Annotated in this window: 19 protein-coding genes; 2 read left to right on the top strand and 17 right to left on the bottom strand. The window is 59.1% G+C overall.

Annotation, left to right across the window (positions count from 1 at the left end; all coding sequences use genetic code 11):
- Positions 1 to 66: 66 nt before the first annotated feature.
- The 7 genes from rplP to R1T45_RS07745 all read right to left on the bottom strand — a co-directional run bounded on the left by rplP (position 67) and on the right by R1T45_RS07745 (position 5,442).
- Positions 67 to 480, bottom strand: a complete 414-nt coding sequence (gene rplP / locus R1T45_RS07775) for a 50S ribosomal protein L16 (RefSeq protein ID WP_007118841.1) — start codon at positions 478 to 480, stop codon at positions 67 to 69.
- A 13-nt stretch (positions 481 to 493) separates the two neighbouring features.
- Positions 494 to 1,201, bottom strand: coding sequence for a 30S ribosomal protein S3 (rpsC, locus tag R1T45_RS07770; protein ID WP_067936359.1), 708 nt, complete (start codon positions 1,199 to 1,201; stop codon positions 494 to 496).
- The gene (rplV, locus tag R1T45_RS07765) at positions 1,201 to 1,581 is read right to left on the bottom strand and encodes a 50S ribosomal protein L22 (protein WP_067267968.1); all 381 of its coding nucleotides are present in this window, start codon (positions 1,579 to 1,581) and stop codon (positions 1,201 to 1,203) included. Before rplV ends, rpsC begins: the two co-directional genes overlap by 1 nt.
- A 3-nt stretch (positions 1,582 to 1,584) precedes the next feature.
- Positions 1,585 to 1,863, bottom strand: coding sequence for a 30S ribosomal protein S19 (rpsS, locus tag R1T45_RS07760; RefSeq protein WP_007118838.1), 279 nt, complete (start codon positions 1,861 to 1,863; stop codon positions 1,585 to 1,587).
- Between the two features lie 3 nt (positions 1,864 to 1,866).
- Positions 1,867 to 2,709, bottom strand: a complete 843-nt coding sequence (gene rplB, locus R1T45_RS07755) for a 50S ribosomal protein L2 (RefSeq protein WP_067267965.1) — start codon at positions 2,707 to 2,709, stop codon at positions 1,867 to 1,869.
- 312 nt (positions 2,710 to 3,021) lie between these two features.
- Positions 3,022 to 4,170, bottom strand: a complete 1,149-nt coding sequence (locus tag R1T45_RS07750; RefSeq protein WP_120352286.1) for a PRC-barrel domain-containing protein — start codon at positions 4,168 to 4,170, stop codon at positions 3,022 to 3,024.
- Between the two features lie 240 nt (positions 4,171 to 4,410).
- Positions 4,411 to 5,442 (bottom strand): fatty acid desaturase family protein, encoded by a 1,032-nt coding sequence (locus R1T45_RS07745; RefSeq protein WP_120351869.1) that lies wholly within the window; start codon positions 5,440 to 5,442, stop codon positions 4,411 to 4,413.
- 173 nt (positions 5,443 to 5,615) lie between these two features.
- Between R1T45_RS07745 and R1T45_RS07740 the strand changes: the two genes are divergently transcribed.
- Entirely contained in the window at positions 5,616 to 6,041 is a 426-nt protein-coding gene (locus tag R1T45_RS07740; protein WP_120351870.1) for a DUF1801 domain-containing protein, read from the top strand.
- 34 nt (positions 6,042 to 6,075) lie between these two features.
- Here the strand turns inward: R1T45_RS07740 and R1T45_RS07735 are convergent, their stop codons facing one another.
- The 8 genes from R1T45_RS07735 to rpsL form a co-directional block, all read right to left on the bottom strand.
- Entirely contained in the window at positions 6,076 to 6,372 is a 297-nt protein-coding gene (locus R1T45_RS07735; RefSeq protein ID WP_317390554.1) for a 50S ribosomal protein L23, read from the bottom strand.
- Positions 6,369 to 6,986 (bottom strand): 50S ribosomal protein L4, encoded by a 618-nt coding sequence (rplD, locus tag R1T45_RS07730; protein WP_067622160.1) that lies wholly within the window; start codon positions 6,984 to 6,986, stop codon positions 6,369 to 6,371. The genes R1T45_RS07735 and rplD overlap by 4 nt, the downstream gene beginning before the upstream one ends.
- Complete coding sequence (gene rplC, locus R1T45_RS07725) at positions 6,983 to 7,861, bottom strand: 50S ribosomal protein L3 (RefSeq protein ID WP_082849552.1); 879 nt, start codon at positions 7,859 to 7,861, stop codon at positions 6,983 to 6,985. Before rplC ends, rplD begins: the two co-directional genes overlap by 4 nt.
- 17 nt (positions 7,862 to 7,878) lie before the next feature.
- Complete coding sequence (rpsJ, locus tag R1T45_RS07720; RefSeq protein WP_067267998.1) at positions 7,879 to 8,199, bottom strand: 30S ribosomal protein S10; 321 nt, start codon at positions 8,197 to 8,199, stop codon at positions 7,879 to 7,881.
- A gap of 380 nt (positions 8,200 to 8,579) precedes the next feature.
- Positions 8,580 to 9,755: an elongation factor Tu gene (gene tuf / locus R1T45_RS07715; protein ID WP_067622157.1), complete on the bottom strand. Its 1,176-nt coding sequence runs from the start codon at positions 9,753 to 9,755 to the stop codon at positions 8,580 to 8,582.
- An 86-nt stretch (positions 9,756 to 9,841) separates the two neighbouring features.
- Positions 9,842 to 11,968, bottom strand: coding sequence for an elongation factor G (gene fusA, locus R1T45_RS07710; RefSeq protein ID WP_120351871.1), 2,127 nt, complete (start codon positions 11,966 to 11,968; stop codon positions 9,842 to 9,844).
- Positions 11,969 to 12,033: 65 nt separating this feature from the next.
- Complete coding sequence (gene rpsG / locus R1T45_RS07705) at positions 12,034 to 12,504, bottom strand: 30S ribosomal protein S7 (protein ID WP_007118827.1); 471 nt, start codon at positions 12,502 to 12,504, stop codon at positions 12,034 to 12,036.
- 87 nt (positions 12,505 to 12,591) lie between these two features.
- Positions 12,592 to 12,963, bottom strand: a complete 372-nt coding sequence (gene rpsL, locus R1T45_RS07700) for a 30S ribosomal protein S12 (protein ID WP_007118826.1) — start codon at positions 12,961 to 12,963, stop codon at positions 12,592 to 12,594.
- A gap of 398 nt (positions 12,964 to 13,361) precedes the next feature.
- Between rpsL and R1T45_RS07695 the strand changes: the two genes are divergently transcribed.
- A complete protein-coding gene (locus tag R1T45_RS07695; RefSeq protein ID WP_317390553.1) occupies positions 13,362 to 14,165 on the top strand; it encodes a putative rhamnosyl transferase in 804 nt (267 codons plus the stop codon).
- Here R1T45_RS07695 and R1T45_RS07690 read toward each other — a convergent pair.
- Positions 14,138 to 15,025 carry a DMT family transporter gene (locus R1T45_RS07690; RefSeq protein ID WP_317390552.1) on the bottom strand — a complete coding sequence of 296 codons (888 nt, stop codon included), beginning with the start codon at positions 15,023 to 15,025 and terminating at the stop codon, positions 14,138 to 14,140. The genes R1T45_RS07695 and R1T45_RS07690 overlap by 28 nt on opposite strands.
- Before the next feature lie 168 nt (positions 15,026 to 15,193).
- A complete protein-coding gene (locus R1T45_RS07685) occupies positions 15,194 to 15,598 on the bottom strand; it encodes a two-component system response regulator (RefSeq protein WP_067622145.1) in 405 nt (134 codons plus the stop codon).
- Positions 15,599 to 15,683 lie beyond the last annotated feature (85 nt).

Below are 15,683 nucleotides of genomic sequence, written 5' to 3'. Positions count from 1 at the left end.
CAAAACCCCCGCCGAACACTCGACGGGGGTTTATGTCTTTCAGCAACCCCATGCGGGGCTGCGGGCTTACCAGTCCTCGCGGACGACAACCCGGGTCTTGATCGGCAGCTTCATGGCTGCCAGACGCAGGGCTTCGCGTGCCACGTCTTCACCGACACCGTCGATTTCGAACATGATGCGGCCCGGCTTGACCTTGGCTGCCCAGAAGTCGACGGAACCTTTACCTTTACCCATACGAACTTCGACGGGCTTGGAGGTGACCGGTACGTCCGGGAAAATGCGGATCCAGACACGGCCCTGACGCTTCATGTGACGCGTCATGGCGCGGCGTGCCGCTTCGATTTGACGGGCTGTAACCCGCTCCGGCTGCAGTGCCTTCAGGCCGTAGGTGCCAAAGTTCAGGTCAGACCCGCCCTTTGCCAGACCCTTGATCGAGCCCTTAAACTGCTTGCGGAATTTAGTACGCTTTGGTTGAAGCATTTCTCATTCCCCCTTAGCGACGACCGCCGGCACCGCGAGGTGCTGGGCCGTCTTGGAGTTCCTGTGCCTTACGGTCACGCGCGGCGGGGTCGTGTTCCATGATCTCGCCTTTGAAGATCCAGGTCTTGATCCCGATGATGCCGTAAGCGGTGGCCGCTTCGACATGTGCGTAATCGATGTCGGCACGCAATGTGTGCAGCGGCACGCGACCCTCACGGTACCATTCGGTACGCGCGATTTCGGCCCCACCAAGACGACCCGCGAGATTCACGCGGATGCCCAGTGCGCCCATGCGCATGGCGTTCTGCACGGCACGTTTCATGGCGCGGCGGAAAGACACCCGGCGCTCCAGCTGTTGTGCAATGCTCTCACCAACAAGGTGTGCGTCCAGCTCGGGCTTGCGAACTTCAACGATGTTGAGGTGCAGTTCCGAGTTGGTCATCTTGGCGATCTTCTGGCGCAGCGTCTCGATGTCCGCGCCTTTCTTGCCAATGATAACACCGGGGCGTGCTGTGTGGATCGTAACGCGGCACTTCTTGTGCGGACGTTCGATGATCACACGAGCGATACCGGCCTGGTGGCACTCTTTCTTGATAAAGTCGCGGATTGCGAGATCTTCGAGCAGAAGATCACCGTAATCTTTGGTGTCGGCGTACCAGCGGCTATCCCAGGTGCGGTTCACCTGAAGACGCATACCGATCGGATTGACTTTGTTACCCATCAGGCTTGCTCCTCAACTTGACGCACTTTGATCGTGATCTCGGCAAACGGCTTGATGATCTTGCCGAACCGGCCACGGGCACGCGGGCGACCGCGCTTCATCGTCAGGTTCTTACCAACATAGGCCTCGGCCACGATGAGCTCATCAACGTCCAGGTTGTGGTTGTTCTCGGCGTTGGCAATCGCGGACTGAAGGCATTTCTTCACGTCCTGCGCGACCCGCTTCTTGGAGAAGGTGAGGTCTGTCAACGCTTTATCCACGGACTTGCCACGGATCAAAGCTGCAACCAGGTTCAGTTTCTGCGGGCTTGTGCGAAGCATGCGCAGTTTTGCCATTGCTTCGTTGTCTGCCACGCGGCGGGGATTCTTATCCTTGCTCATGGCTTATTTCCGCTTCGCTTTTTTGTCGGCGGCATGACCGTAGTAGGTCCGAGTCGGGGAGTACTCACCGAACTTCTGACCGATCATGTCTTCGCTGACGTTAACAGGGATGTGCTTATGACCGTTGTACACGCCAAACGTCAGACCCACGAACTGGGGCAGGATCGTGCTGCGGCGCGACCAGATCTTGATCACTTCGTTACGGCCGCCCTCGCGGGAAGCCTCTGCCTTTTTGAGGACATAAGAGTCAACAAAAGGACCTTTCCATACTGAACGAGCCATGAATTAACGCCCCTTCTTCTTGGCGTGACGCGAGCGGATGATAAGCTTGCTGGACGCTTTGTTCTTGTTGCGGGTCTTGGCACCCTTCGTCGGCTTACCCCAAGGAGTAACCGGGTGACGACCACCAGAGGTCCGGCCTTCACCACCGCCGTGCGGGTGGTCGATCGGGTTCATCACCACACCACGCACAGAAGGACGGATGCCCTTGTGACGCATGCGGCCCGCTTTACCGTAGTTCTGGTTGGAGTTGTCGGGGTTAGACACGGCACCAACGGTGGCCATGCATTCCTGACGCACGAGACGCAGCTCGCCGCTGCTCAGACGAATCTGAGCGTAGCCACCGTCACGACCCACGAACTGGGCGTAGGTGCCGGCGGCACGTGCGATCTGACCGCCCTTGCCGGGCTTCATCTCGATGTTGTGGACGATCGTACCGATCGGCATGCCCGAGAAAGGCATCGCGTTACCGGGCTTGATGTCCACTTTGGCGCCGGCGATGATCTTGTCGCCGATGGCCAGACGCTGGGGGGCCAGGATGTAGGCCTGCTCGCCGTCTTCGTACTGGATCAGTGCGATGAAAGCGGTCCGGTTGGGGTCATATTCGATCCGCGCGACAACAGCGGACATGTCCAGCTTGTTACGCTTGAAATCAACGATACGGTAGAGGCGCTTTGCACCACCACCTGTACGACGCATTGTGATTCGTCCGGTGTTGTTCCGACCGCCAGATTTGGTCAAACCCTGAGTAAGGGCTTTGACCGGGCGGCCTTTCCACAGCTCCGAACGGTCGATCAGTACCAGTCCACGCTGGCCTGGCGTCGTCGGTTTGTACGACTTGAGTGCCATGTTCTCTGTCTTCCGTTTGCTTGGCACGCATCCACCGAGATGAAAGCGCGTTGGTTGTAGGGCCCCGAAGGTCCCCTGTAGGAGTGGTGGGTGGGCTTAAATCTCTTGCGAGGCAGGCATCCCAACCACCGGGATCGTTCAAATAGCCAAACCCCGGACGAATCCGGGGCTTGAGCCGATGTGGCGACCTAGCAGGTTCAATTCTGCCCGTCCAGTGGGCATGGCGAAATTCCTCTCCCACTGCCCGCACAAAAGAAAAGAAGGCGCCGAAGCGCCTTCTTCCGTAGGTTTACCGATTACCCAAAGCGGGTATTAGTCAAGGCCAATGCTCTCGGCCAGACGCATACCGGGGTCAAGGATTTCAACTTCTGCTTCGTTGAATTCCGGCATGCTTTCCAGACGCTCTTCGGTGACGCCGGGGACGATCACTTCGTCTTCACGCATGATCAGCTTCTCAACCGGAATGGCGACTTCGTTTTCGCCCATCCCAAGGAAACCGCCAACGCCGATGATCGCAACAACGGTGTCGCCACGGACGCCGATAAAGTCGATCTCGCCAACGTCTTCACCGGTTTCGGTGGCGACGCTGCGGCCGGTCAGTTCTTCGGCGGTCAGGTTAAAGATCGGCAGACGCTGCACGTTCTCCTGATAGCGGGTGCGGTCTTCTTCGGCCATATTGCCTTGCTCGTCAGCGTTGAAGTCTTCCATCAGCACGCGGGCTTGCTCTTGCTCGACGTTGATCTCGGCGCCTTCGGCACCTTCAACGTTGACCTGCGGCGCTTCGGCTTCTTCGACGACGACATTCGCGTCTTCACCCTGCTGCACGTTCACGTTGGCTTCTTCCTGCTCAACAGCGACGCGGGCCTCTTCGGATTCAGCCACGTTCACATTGGCTTCGGCCTGCTCAACCGTCACGCGCGGCTCGGCTTCTTCGATGGTCACTTTCGGCTCGGGACGCACGAATTTCACGACGGGTTCGGGCTGCTCCAGGTCAACGATCGGCTCACCTGTTTCCACATCGACCTGCGGCTTGGGAACCTGCACGGTCACGACCGGCTCAGGGATGCGCACGGTCACCTGCGGCTGTGCCTGCTCAACGGTGATGATCGGCGCCTGCTGCTGCACGCGAACAGTCGGCTCGGGCACAGCGACGGTCACTTCGGGCTGGCCCTGCTCAACCGTTACCACGGGAGCGTCCTGCGAAACGTTTACGTCGGGCTCGGGCACGGTCACGTCAACTTCGGCGTCTTCCTGCTCGACAACCACTTGGCCGCCGGCCACATTGGCGGTCGCGGCTGCGTCACCTTCAACTTCGACTTCAGCTTCTGCTTCCATCTCGGCTTCGGCGTTGCGCTCAATGGTCTCTTCGACTTTGTCTGTCGCGTCCTGCGCCAGAACCGGAGCGGCTGCGAAAAGGGCAACGGCGGATACGCCGGCCATGAGTGTTTTGGTATAGATCATTAGGTCTCTCCCGTATTCGTTTAAGATAGTTGGGGCGCCCAGCACCCCGTCTTCCACGGTGAGACAACCGGCAGCTTTCTGCTCTGTTCCAAGAAAATTGATAGCCTTTTTTCGGAACTTTTTATGGGTCGCCACATGATTGAGGCAGGCCTCGACGGGATCGCGCATGGGTAATGCCTCCCCCTAAAAACGCAAAAACCCCGCCGGAGCGGGGGTCTTGCATCAGCGATATGTTAGGGCTTAAGCGGCGCGGCGCGCCTGTGCGAAGGATAACAGGCGCTTGCTCTTTTCATCCCACAGATGCAGCCGCGCATTGGCGAGGCTTTCGCGAATGGTCATGCGGTTCCCCTCGGCCAAGGCCACATGGTCACGCAGCACTTCCGGCAGGCGATAGAACGGGATGCGGCTGTAAAGGTGGTGCACATGGTGAATGCCGATATTGGCACTCAGCCACTGCAAGGGCCGGGGCAGGATGTAATGCGACGAGCCGTGAAAGGCCGCGTCATGCAAATCCCAGGCTTCGTTCTCTTCCCAATGGGTCGTCTCGAACTGGTGCTGCACATAGAACAGCCACATGCCCGCCGTGGCCGCCAACAGGGTGCTGGGGACGAAGATAAGCAGAATGGGCATGATCCCCCCAAAATAGAAGATCACCGCAAGTGCTGCGAGGATCGTCAGGTTGGTGCCCATCGCGCTCAGCCAATAACGGGTTTGCGCCATCAGCCCCAGCGGGACGCGGTTCTGCACGAAAAACAGGTAGCTCGGCCCAAGACCAAAAAGCACGACCGGATTGCGGTAGAGACGGTACTGCAACCGCCCAAGCAGCCCAAGCTCGCGATACTCTGCAACGGTGAGCGTGTGAATGTCGCCAATCCCGCGACGGCCAAGATTCCCGGCCGAGGAATGGTGAATCGAATGGGTTCGGCGCCAAACGTCATAGGGCGTCAGTGTCAGCACCCCCAGGACGCGGCCCACCCAATCGCTGGTGCGACGGCTGCTGAAAAAGGCCGCATGGCCGCAGTCATGCTGAATCGCAAAGAGGCGCAGCAGGAAGCCTGCATTCACCAGCGAAATGCCGAGCGTCAGCCAGCCACTGATCGACAACGCCCACCAAGCCAGTGCCCAGAGAAGGACAAACGGCCCAAGCGTGATCGCCAGTTCAAAACTGCTTCGCCAAGTGCTTGGCTCGCGGTAGCGGGCCAGCACGCGCACCCAGTCGCGCGCGTTCGACACGTCCGCAGACGCGCCGGAGGTAGATTTTTCGTGGGACATAGAGCTGCTTTTTATCGTTGCTTCATGCCTTGTAAAGGAAAGCGCGCAGCAAGCAACTTATCCGTTGAGTATTAACGCGGGGTTTCCGCTCACGCGGCAAATAACTGTCGAGATAGGTCGCCTTGCTGGCCCCGAGTGATTGATCCTATCGGCCTCCACGCCTACGCTTGCGCATGACTTTGCCCGACCTGCCCTTTCAAACCGACGCCGTAACCCGCGCCTTCGCCGACTTTCCAGATAAGGTACGCCCCGGCCTCTTGGAAGTACGGCACCTCATCTTCGAAGTCGCGGCGACCGAGAATGTGGGACCCATCGATGAAACCCTGAAATGGGGTCAGCCCGCCTATCTCACATCCGAAAGCAAATCCGGCACGACCCTGCGCATTGGCGCGCCAAAGTCTGGCGGTTACGCAGTCTTCGTGCACTGCCAGACAACCATAATTTCAGACGCCCGTGCGGTCTTCGGAGATGCCTTCACCTATGACGGCAATCGCGCTGTCCTCTTTGATGCAGAGACCGAGGTCGCCAATACGCCCCTGGCCCTTTTGATCGCCCAGGCGCTGACCTACCACCGTCGAAACGAAAAAGGCCCCCGCTGAGCGGAGGCCTTTTCTAAATGTCGGTACCGAAAGCTTACAGCCCGGTGGATACGTCGATTGTGTTGCCCTCTTCGAGCGTCACATAAGCCTTTTTCACGTCTTTACGGCGGCCCATCTGGCCCCGGAAACGCTTGACCTTGCCTTTGGTGATGGACGTGTTCACGGCCTTCACCTTGACGTTAAAGAGCGCCTCAACGGCCTCTTTGATCATCGGCTTGTTGCTTTCGATCGCCACTTCGAAAACGACAGCGTTCCGTTCGGACGCCATGGTTGCTTTCTCGGTGATGATCGGCTTGCGGATCACGTCGTAGTGTTCATGCTTGGCGCTCATTTCAGGCGTGCCTCCAATGCTTCGATCCCCGCTTTGGTGATCACCAGAGTGTCACGCTTGAGGATGTCATAGACGTTTGCGCCCATCGACGGCAGGACATCCAGCCCTTCGATGTTGCGCGCGGCCTGTGCGAAGTTCTCGTTGACCGAAGCGCCATCGATGACCAGCGCGCGCTTCCAGCCCAGGTTCGACACCTGTTTGGCCAGAGCGGCTGTTTTGCCTTCGGATGTGGCTTCGTCGATGATGACCAAGGAACCGGCTTTTGCTTTGGCGCTCAGCGCGTGGCGCAGGCCCAGCTTGCGGAACTTTTTGGTCAGCTCGTGGCCGTGGCTACGCGGGGTCGGACCCTTGTAGATACCACCCTTACGGAAGATCGGCGCGTTACGGTCACCGTGGCGTGCGCCGCCGGTGCCTTTTTGGCGATAGATCTTCTTGGTCGAGTAGCTGGTCTCGGACCGGGTCTTGACCTTGTGCGTACCCTGCTGCGCGTTGTTGCGCTGCCAGCGCACGACGCGGTGCAGGATGTCGGCACGCGGCTCAAGGCCGAACAGTGCTTCGTCCAGGTCTACGGACCCGGCTTTGCCACCGTCGAGTTTGATGACATCGAGTTTCATGCGTCACCTTCTTTCTTGTCAGCGTCGGCATCGGAATTATCGGCATCCGAACCTTCAGCTGCGATTTCAGCTTCAGCGGCTTTCAGCGCTTCGGCTTCCTGTGCGGCTTGCTCTTCGGCCAAACGCTTGGCTTCGGCTTCTGCCTCTGCTGCGGCTGCGGCGGCTGCCTCTTCGGCGGCTTTCGCGGCTTCTTCAGCGGCAGATTTCAGAGCGGCGGGCAGAATCGCGTCTTCGGGGAACGGCTTTTTGACCGCATCCTTGACGGTGACCCAGCCACCTTTGGAGCCAGGAACGGCGCCTTTGACCATGATCAGGCCACGCGCACTGTCGGTCTTGACGACTTCGAGGTTCTGCGTGGTAACACGGGCAGCGCCCATGTGACCGGCCATTTTCTTACCTTTGAAAACCTTGCCGGGATCCTGACACTGGCCTGTGGAGCCGTGCGAACGGTGGCTGATGGAGACACCGTGTGTCGCCCGCAGACCGCCGAAGTTGTGACGCTTCATCGCACCGGCAAAACCTTTACCGATCGAAGTACCTGCAACGTCAACGTACTGACCCGCGAAGTAATGGTCCGCGATGATTTCCTCACCAACGTCCAGCATCGCGTCCGCATCGACGCGGAACTCAGCAACCTTGCGCTTGGGTTCCACTTTCGCAGCTGCGAAATGGCCACGCATGGCTTGGCTTGTGCGTTTGGCTTTCGCCGAACCGGCACCCAGCTGAACGGCGGTGTAGCCGTCACGGTCTGCGGTGCGCTGTGCGACAACCTGAAGCTTGTCCAACTGAAGAACGGTCACAGGAATCTGCTTGCCGTCTTCCATGAACAGCCGGGTCATGCCGACTTTTTTTGCAATAACGCCTGAGCGCAACATATGATTACCCTCCCGGCTTACGATTGCAGCTTGATCTCGACATCCACGCCAGCAGCGAGGTCGAGCTTCATCAGCGCGTCTACGGTCTGGGGGGTCGGATCAATGATATCCAGCAGACGCTTGTGCGTGCGGATTTCGAACTGGTCACGGGATTTCTTGTCAACGTGGGGACCACGAAGAACGGTGAATTTCTCGATTTTGTTCGGCAGCGGAATGGGACCGCGAACCGAAGCGCCTGTGCGCTTGGCGGTGCTGACGATTTCCTGAGTGGAGGCATCGAGCACCCGGTAGTCAAACGCCTTGAGGCGAATGCGGATGTTCTGGCTTTGAACGGCCATATGCATATCCCTTGTTTTGGGATTCTAACGGATTGGAGGAAGCAGGCTCATCCGGCCCCCTCATCGCGCCTTGGTATTAAATCAAACGGGGCGCGTCTAACGCACCCCGGTTCAATGGGCATCCTATAGGGGGAATCGCAACAGGTGGCAAGAGGGTTCTAAAAACCCCCGTGTTTTTAGAACCAGTGCGCAAAGTCACGCCGGCCACGGCGTGACAGCGCACCCCGCCAACGTTCAATCACCACCGAAAACCACACTTAGCTTTCCCGTTTCACCGAAGCGTCCCAAAAAGCCCCCTCCCCCACAAAAGCAAAAGGCCGCAGCAAACGCTGCGGCCTTTCAAATCTCTCAGACGTCAGGCCCGAAGGCCCCGCCCAAAATCACTCAGTGATTTTGGAAACAACGCCGGCGCCAACCGTACGGCCACCTTCGCGGATCGCGAAGCGCAGGCCGTTTTCCATGGCGATCGGTGCAATCAGCTCAACGCCGAAGGACACGTTGTCGCCGGGCATGACCATCTCGGTGCCTTCTGCCAGCTGAACGGTGCCGGTCACGTCAGTTGTACGGAAGTAGAACTGCGGACGGTAGTTCGCGAAGAACGGCGTGTGACGGCCACCTTCCTCTTTGGTGAGGATGTAGGCTTCGGCTTCGAACTTGGTGTGCGGGTTCACGGAACCGGGCTTGCAGAGAACCTGACCGCGCTCAACGCCGTCACGCTCAACGCCACGCAGCAGCGCGCCGATGTTGTCGCCAGCTTCACCACGGTCCAGCAGCTTGCGGAACATTTCCACACCGGTGCAGGTGGTTTTCTTGGTGTCGCGGATGCCGACGATTTCGATTTCGTCGCCAACGTTGATCACGCCACGCTCAACACGGCCGGTCACAACGGTACCACGACCAGAGATCGAGAACACGTCTTCGACGGGCATCAGGAACGGCTGGTCAACAGCACGCTCTGGTGTCGGGATGTAGTTGTCGACTTCTTCCATCAGCTTGCGGATTGCATTCTCGCCGATGTTTTCGTCACGGCCTTCCATCGCCGCCAGAGCGGAACCGGGCACGACGGGGATGTCGTCGCCGGGGTAGTCGTAGGAAGACAGCAGCTCGCGGATTTCCATCTCTACCAGCTCAAGCAGCTCTTCGTCGTCAACCTGGTCAACTTTGTTCATGAAGACGACCATGGCGGGGATGCCAACCTGACGGCCGAGCAGGATGTGCTCACGGGTCTGGGGCATCGGGCCGTCGGCCGCGTTCACAACCAAGATAGCGCCGTCCATCTGCGCGGCACCGGTGATCATGTTTTTCACATAGTCAGCGTGGCCGGGGCAGTCGACGTGGGCGTAGTGACGTGCTTCGGTCTCATACTCGACGTGCGCGGTCGAGATGGTGATGCCGCGGGCCTTCTCTTCGGGCGCGCCGTCGATCTGGTCATACGCTTGGAAGTCACCGAAGTATTTGGTGATCGCCGCGGTCAGCGTGGTTTTACCGTGGTCAACGTGGCCGATTGTGCCGATGTTGACGTGTGGCTTGTTACGTTCAAACTTTGCCTTTGCCATGGTGTTGGCTCCTTTAGATGTTGGGTGGTGGGCTTAAAAACCCACCCTACAGATTGGGTAGGGCGGGGTTCACCCCGCCATCCCGGTTATGCAAATTTGGCCTGAATCTCGTCGGAGATGTTCTGCGGCACAGGCTCGTAGTGGTCGAACTGCATGGTGAAGTTCGCACGACCGGAAGACATCGAACGCAGAGTGTTGATGTAGCCGAACATGTTGGCCAGCGGCACGAAGGCGTCGATCGCGATGGCGTTGCCGCGTGTGTCTTGACCCTGCACCTGACCCCGACGGGATGTCAGGTCACCGATGATGCCACCGGTGTACTCTTCCGGTGTCACAACTTCGACCTTCATGATCGGTTCCAGCAGCTTTGCGCCAGCTTTCTTCATGCCTTCGCGCATACCCATACGGGCGGCGATTTCAAAGGCCAGAACGCTGGAGTCAACGTCGTGGAACTTACCGTCGATCAGGGCAACCTTGAAGTCGATGACCGGGAAGCCCGCCAGCGGACCGGAGTCCAGAACCGATTTGATACCCTTTTCCACGCCCGGGATGTATTCCTTGGGAATGGCACCACCGACGATGCGGCTCTCAAAGGAGTAACCTTCGCCCGGCTCGGTCGGCATCAGGATCATCTTAACTTCACCGAACTGACCCGAACCACCCGACTGTTTCTTGTGGGTGTAGGTGATCTCGGCTTCGCGGCTGATCGTCTCACGGTATGCCACCTGCGGTGCACCGATGTTCGCTTCAACTTTGAATTCGCGCTTCAGACGGTCCACCAGAATGTCGAGGTGAAGTTCGCCCATGCCCTTCATGATGGTCTGACCGGATTCCAGATCGGTTTCGACGCGGAAAGAGGGGTCTTCGGCGGCCAAACGGGCCAGACCTGCAGACATTTTCTCTTGGTCGGCCTTGGTCTTTGGCTCAACCGCGATCTCGATGACCGGATCGGGGAAGGTCATGGTTTCCAGAACCACCGGATCATTGGCAGCACAAAGCGTGTCACCTGTGGTGGTGTCTTTCAGACCGGCAAGCGCGATGATGTCACCCGCAAAGGCTTCTTCGATCTCTTCGCGGTTGATCGAGTGCATCATCATCATACGACCGACGCGCTCTTTCTTACCTTTGGTCGAGTTCAAGAGGGTATCGCCCTTCTTGAGCACGCCCGAATAAACGCGGGTGAAAGTCAGCGAGCCAACAAAGGGGTCGTTCATGATTTTGAACGCAAGGCCAGAGAACGCCATGTCATCATCCGCACGACGCGGGATGTTACGTGTTTCTGTCTCATCGCCCGGCTTGAAGCCCATGTAATCGACAACGTCCAGCGGGCTGGGCAGATAGTCGATCACGGCGTTAAGCAGCGGCTGAACACCCTTGTTCTTGAAGGCAGAGCCGCAAAGAACAGGGATGAATTTGATCGCCAGAGTGCCCTTACGGATCAGCGCGCGCAGGGTGTCGACGTCCGGCTCAGCACCGTCCATCAGGTAGTTTTCCATCGCCTCATCGTCCATCTCGACCGCGGTCTCGATGAGCTTGGCACGCCATTCGTCAGCGGACTCTTTCAGGCTGTCACGGATCTCGCGCTGTTCCCAGCCGGCACCCAGATCTTCACCGGACCAGACCCATTCCTTCATTGTGACGAGGTCAACGAGACCTTCAAGCTCGTTCTCGGCGCCAATTGGGATCTGGATCGGAGCAGGTGTGGCACCTGTACGGTCTTTGATCATCTTCACGCAGTTGAAGAAGTCAGCGCCGATTTTGTCCATCTTGTTGACGAACACGATGCGCGGCACCTTGTAGCGGTCAGCCTGACGCCACACGGTTTCGGTCTGCGGCTCAACACCGGCGTTGGCGTCAAGAACGGCAACCGCGCCGTCGAGAACGGCCAGCGAACGCTCAACTTCGATGGTGAAGTCAACGTGGCCGGGGGTGTCGATGATGTTCATCCGGAACTTGGTGTCGGATGTCGCATCGGCTGTGGGCTCTTCCTGGCGCTGCCAGAACGTGGTGGTCGCGGCGGATGTAATGGTGATCCCGCGTTCCTGCTCTTGCTCCATCCAGTCCATCGTTGCGGCGCCGTCATGCACCTCACCGATGTTGTGGCTTTTGCCGGTGTAGAACAGGATGCGTTCGGAACAGGTGGTTTTGCCGGCATCGATGTGAGCCATGATGCCGAAGTTGCGGTAGCGTTGGAGCGGATAGTCGCGTGCCATGGGGCTGCTTCCTCGAAAATATCAGTACGAACAGATCGCGCCCGAAACCGGGCGCGACGTTGAAATTACCAGCGGTAGTGGCTGAACGCTTTGTTGGCGTCGGCCATCTTGTGCGTATCTTCGCGCTTTTTAACGGCAGTACCACGGGACTGGACAGCGTCCATCAGTTCGCCTGCAAGACGCTCTTCCATGGTGTTTTCGTTGCGGGCGCGCGCGGCTTTGATCAACCAGCGGATCGCCAGCGCCTGACGGCGCTCGGGGCGCACTTCGACTGGCACCTGATAGGTGGCACCACCAACGCGGCGCGAACGAACTTCGACGGACGGCTGGATGTTTTCAAGTGCTTCGTGGAACACTTCGATCGGGGCGCGCTTGATCTTGTCTTCGACGCGGGTCATCGCGTTGTAGACGATACGCTCGGCGACAGATTTCTTGCCGTCGATCATCAGGTTGTTCATGAATTTGGTGAGAACCAGATCGCCGTATTTGGCGTCTGGCAGGACTTCGCGTTTTTCAGCGGCGTGGCGGCGTGACATGTCAGTGTCTTCCTCTTGGCGGGTGGTGGGGGCATGCCCCACCCAACATCGAATGGATTGGTGGGGGCATGCCCCACCACTGCGAGATTACTTCGGACGCTTCGCGCCGTACTTGGAGCGGCGCTGCTTCCGGTCCTTGACACCTTGGGTATCGAGAACACCGCGCAGGATGTGGTAACGCACACCCGGAAGGTCTTTTACACGACCGCCGCGGATCAGAACCACGGAGTGCTCCTGAAGGTTGTGGCTCTCGCCCGGGATGTAAGAGATGACTTCGAAACCATTGGTCAGGCGCACTTTGGCAACCTTACGCATGGCCGAGTTCGGCTTCTTGGGTGTCGTTGTATAAACCCGTGTGCAGACGCCACGCTTTTGCGGGCACTCCTGCAGGTGCATGGATTTCGAACGTTTGACTTTCGGCTGCCGCGGCTTGCGGATCAGCTGTTGGATCGTTGGCATTCCGGATATATCCCCGTATCGCTCAGATTTTGTACACGGGGGATCCCCCATGCGGCTAAATTCGGTTACTTCGTGCGTCCACAAAGCAAAATGACCGCAACGTTCCCGTACCGAGGAAAACGACGCGGTGGGTTAACAGAGGATCGGGCCAGTAGTAGGCCGGATCGTGACCACTTGAGTTATGAGTTCGGATTGGCAGAGCGGCCTCCACCTCCGAGATAGCGGGCGTATAGAGCGTTGCGCGGGGGCTGTCAACAGCACCACCCGGCCCGGCACCGCCGAGAGCAGGGCATCGCGTGCTCTGGCTGCGCCATCCGCCCCCTGCCCTGCTAACCCCCCTTGCCAGCGGCCGCACCCTGTCGCCATATTCGCGCAAATTTTCCTTGAGGGGCAATACCATGCAAGCCATCGGCCTGTGCCGTTTTTCTTACCCCGCCCTTGGGGGATTTCAGGTGGGGCACGACACCACCGAGGAACGTATCGCCTACCTCTATGACGACGCCCGGCTTGAGGAGCGCTTCCGCTTGCTTGAGGCCGTCGCCCTGCCCTGCCTCAAAGCACAGTCAGACCCGGATTTCTCAATGATCTTCGTGATCGGCGACCAGTTCCCGGACCACCACGCACGCCGCCTCGAATCGCTCCTCGCCGACCTGCCGCAAGCGGTGATCCACCGCGAGCCGCCCCGCCAGCACCGCGAGGTGATGAAAGAGGTGCTGAACGCCGCGCGGATCAACCCCAAAGAGCCCTGTCTCCAATTCCGCTATGACGATGACGATGCGGTCTCGGTCGATTTCATTGCCCGGCTGCGGCGTACGGTTGAGGACAGCGCGGGGCTTTTGACGGGTCAACGCTCGGTCGCTTTCGACTGGCCCAAAGGGTATATCGCGGAGTTCGGGCAGGGCGGCATCCGCGCGGCGGAAGTGTTTCGCCCCCTCAATGTGGCGGCCTTGGCGATGTATGTGAAAGGCGGAAGCCCGGTCACGATCATGAACTTCGCCCATGAGAAACTGCCGCGCTTCATGCCCTGCGTCAGCCTGCCCGACGCGGCGATGTTCGTGCGCAGCCACAACGGATCGAACGATTCGCGCCAAGGACTTGCACGGCATGTGGACGTGGCCCCGCTGGATGCCGAAGGCGAAGCGCTGTTTCGAACGCGCTTTGCCATCGACAACGATCAAGTACGGCGTGTCTTCTCGGCCTGAACCTTCAGCTTCCGCTCGCGGTAGAGGGTAAAGACCCCTGTGGCCACGACAATGCCGGCGCCGACCAGCGTCAAGACACCCGGCCATTCGCCAAAGACCGCCCAGCCCAACAGCAGCGCCCAAAGCAGGCCGGTATAACGAAACGGCGCGACAAATCCGATATCGCCGACCCGCATGACTTGGATCGAAAAGAAATAGCCGCCCAACACAAAGACCCCGGAGCCGCCGATCAGCGCCGCCACCGACGGGGTCACCGGCGCCCATGGTCCGCTGAGCGATGCCAGCCCCGCCGCCGTCATCACCGACAGCGCGGTCACCAAGGTGACGGTCATGGAAGGCACCACAGGCGACAAGGCGCGGGTCGACAGGTCACGGATCGTCACGCAAAGCACCGCTATCAAGACGTAGATCGACCAAATGTTGAACCCTTCCGCGCCCGGCTTCACGATCAGCAGGACACCGCAGAAACCGATCCCGATCGCCACCAACCGCCGCCAGCCCACCGCCTGCCGAAACACCAACGCGGCGGCCAGCGTCACCGAAAGCGGCACCACCTGAAGGATGGCGGTCACATTGGCCAAAGGCATGTTGAACAGCGCGGTGAGAAAGAAATAAGCCGCTGCAATCTCGGCCACCGAGCGCAGGCCAATCACCCGCCAATCCCGCGGCTGGAGCCGGAAATCAATCCGGCCAAGCTGGCGGCTGAGGGCCAAGATCAGGACCGAGGTCGTCACCCCCCGCAGGAACAAAAGCTGAAACAGCGGCAGGGCCCCGTCGGTCATTTTCAGCAGCGTGTCGTTAAACGTGAAACAGGCCATCGAGGCAATCATCAGCAGCGCGCCGATGGTATTGGGGGACATGAAAGCGCTCCGGGAAAAAACCGCGCGGCTTATATCGATGCCGCTCCCGAATGACTGGCAGCGGGCGCGGGAGCTGTCAAGAACGGGCGGCTATGCAGGACAGCGGCTTGCGCCCCTCAAATGCGGCATGGCGGCTGCGTAAGACGGGTGCCCAGCAGTTGCCCGGCCTTACTGGTTGGACGCCTGCGCCACCGGCTGTTGCTGACTGGCCAACAGGTTCCGAACCGTGCTGCGCAGCAACCCCGGCTCGACAGGCTTTTGCATCACCGTCGCGGCCAGATTGCGAAAGGCGTCATAAACCTCAAGATCGCGGGTGCGGCCGCTGAGGAAGATAATAGGCGTTCCGGCGATGGCGGGGTTTTCGCCAAAGCGGTGCGCCAATTCCAGGCCGCCCATATCGGGCATGGAGATATCACTGATGATCAAATCGGGCTTCAGGTCATTCACCACCGCCAGCGCATCGCGGGCGTTCAGGCAAGAGACAAAGGTCAGCGATCTGTCGTCGGAAAAGATCATCTTTACCAATTCCAGAATGATCGGATCATCGTCGATATGTAGAATGCGAGACGTCATCTGAAGAACCTTACGACGGTTAAGCTTTCGCAAACCTATTGCCACTATGTGGCGGATGTAAGGCTACGGCGGCAAATTCCCGGCC

Origin of the sequence: Sulfitobacter sp. LC.270.F.C4, assembly GCF_032922545.1 — a bacterium.
In the GTDB taxonomy this organism is placed as follows: domain Bacteria; phylum Pseudomonadota; class Alphaproteobacteria; order Rhodobacterales; family Rhodobacteraceae; genus Sulfitobacter; species Sulfitobacter profundi.
The sequence above is the reverse complement of the archived record's forward strand: the minus strand, read 5'-3'. Positions and strand labels throughout refer to the sequence as shown.

Coding starts and splice junctions, on each gene's coding strand:
- rplP (WP_007118841.1), bottom strand. CDS start 480: ATGCTTCAACCAAAGCGTACTAAATTCCGCAAGCAGTTTAAGGGCTCG.
- rpsC (WP_067936359.1), bottom strand. CDS start 1,201: ATGGGTAACAAAGTCAATCCGATCGGTATGCGTCTTCAGGTGAACCGC.
- rplV (WP_067267968.1), bottom strand. CDS start 1,581: ATGAGCAAGGATAAGAATCCCCGCCGCGTGGCAGACAACGAAGCAATG.
- rpsS (WP_007118838.1), bottom strand. CDS start 1,863: ATGGCTCGTTCAGTATGGAAAGGTCCTTTTGTTGACTCTTATGTCCTC.
- rplB (WP_067267965.1), bottom strand. CDS start 2,709: ATGGCACTCAAGTCGTACAAACCGACGACGCCAGGCCAGCGTGGACTG.
- R1T45_RS07750 (WP_120352286.1), bottom strand. CDS start 4,170: ATGATCTATACCAAAACACTCATGGCCGGCGTATCCGCCGTTGCCCTT.
- R1T45_RS07745 (WP_120351869.1), bottom strand. CDS start 5,442: ATGTCCCACGAAAAATCTACCTCCGGCGCGTCTGCGGACGTGTCGAAC.
- R1T45_RS07740 (WP_120351870.1), top strand. CDS start 5,616: ATGACTTTGCCCGACCTGCCCTTTCAAACCGACGCCGTAACCCGCGCC.
- R1T45_RS07735 (WP_317390554.1), bottom strand. CDS start 6,372: ATGAGCGCCAAGCATGAACACTACGACGTGATCCGCAAGCCGATCATC.
- rplD (WP_067622160.1), bottom strand. CDS start 6,986: ATGAAACTCGATGTCATCAAACTCGACGGTGGCAAAGCCGGGTCCGTA.
- rplC (WP_082849552.1), bottom strand. CDS start 7,861: ATGTTGCGCTCAGGCGTTATTGCAAAAAAAGTCGGCATGACCCGGCTG.
- rpsJ (WP_067267998.1), bottom strand. CDS start 8,199: ATGGCCGTTCAAAGCCAGAACATCCGCATTCGCCTCAAGGCGTTTGAC.
- tuf (WP_067622157.1), bottom strand. CDS start 9,755: ATGGCAAAGGCAAAGTTTGAACGTAACAAGCCACACGTCAACATCGGC.
- fusA (WP_120351871.1), bottom strand. CDS start 11,968: ATGGCACGCGACTATCCGCTCCAACGCTACCGCAACTTCGGCATCATG.
- rpsG (WP_007118827.1), bottom strand. CDS start 12,504: ATGTCACGCCGCCACGCCGCTGAAAAACGCGAAGTCCTGCCAGACGCC.
- rpsL (WP_007118826.1), bottom strand. CDS start 12,963: ATGCCAACGATCCAACAGCTGATCCGCAAGCCGCGGCAGCCGAAAGTC.
- R1T45_RS07695 (WP_317390553.1), top strand. CDS start 13,362: ATGCAAGCCATCGGCCTGTGCCGTTTTTCTTACCCCGCCCTTGGGGGA.
- R1T45_RS07690 (WP_317390552.1), bottom strand. CDS start 15,025: ATGTCCCCCAATACCATCGGCGCGCTGCTGATGATTGCCTCGATGGCC.
- R1T45_RS07685 (WP_067622145.1), bottom strand. CDS start 15,598: ATGACGTCTCGCATTCTACATATCGACGATGATCCGATCATTCTGGAA.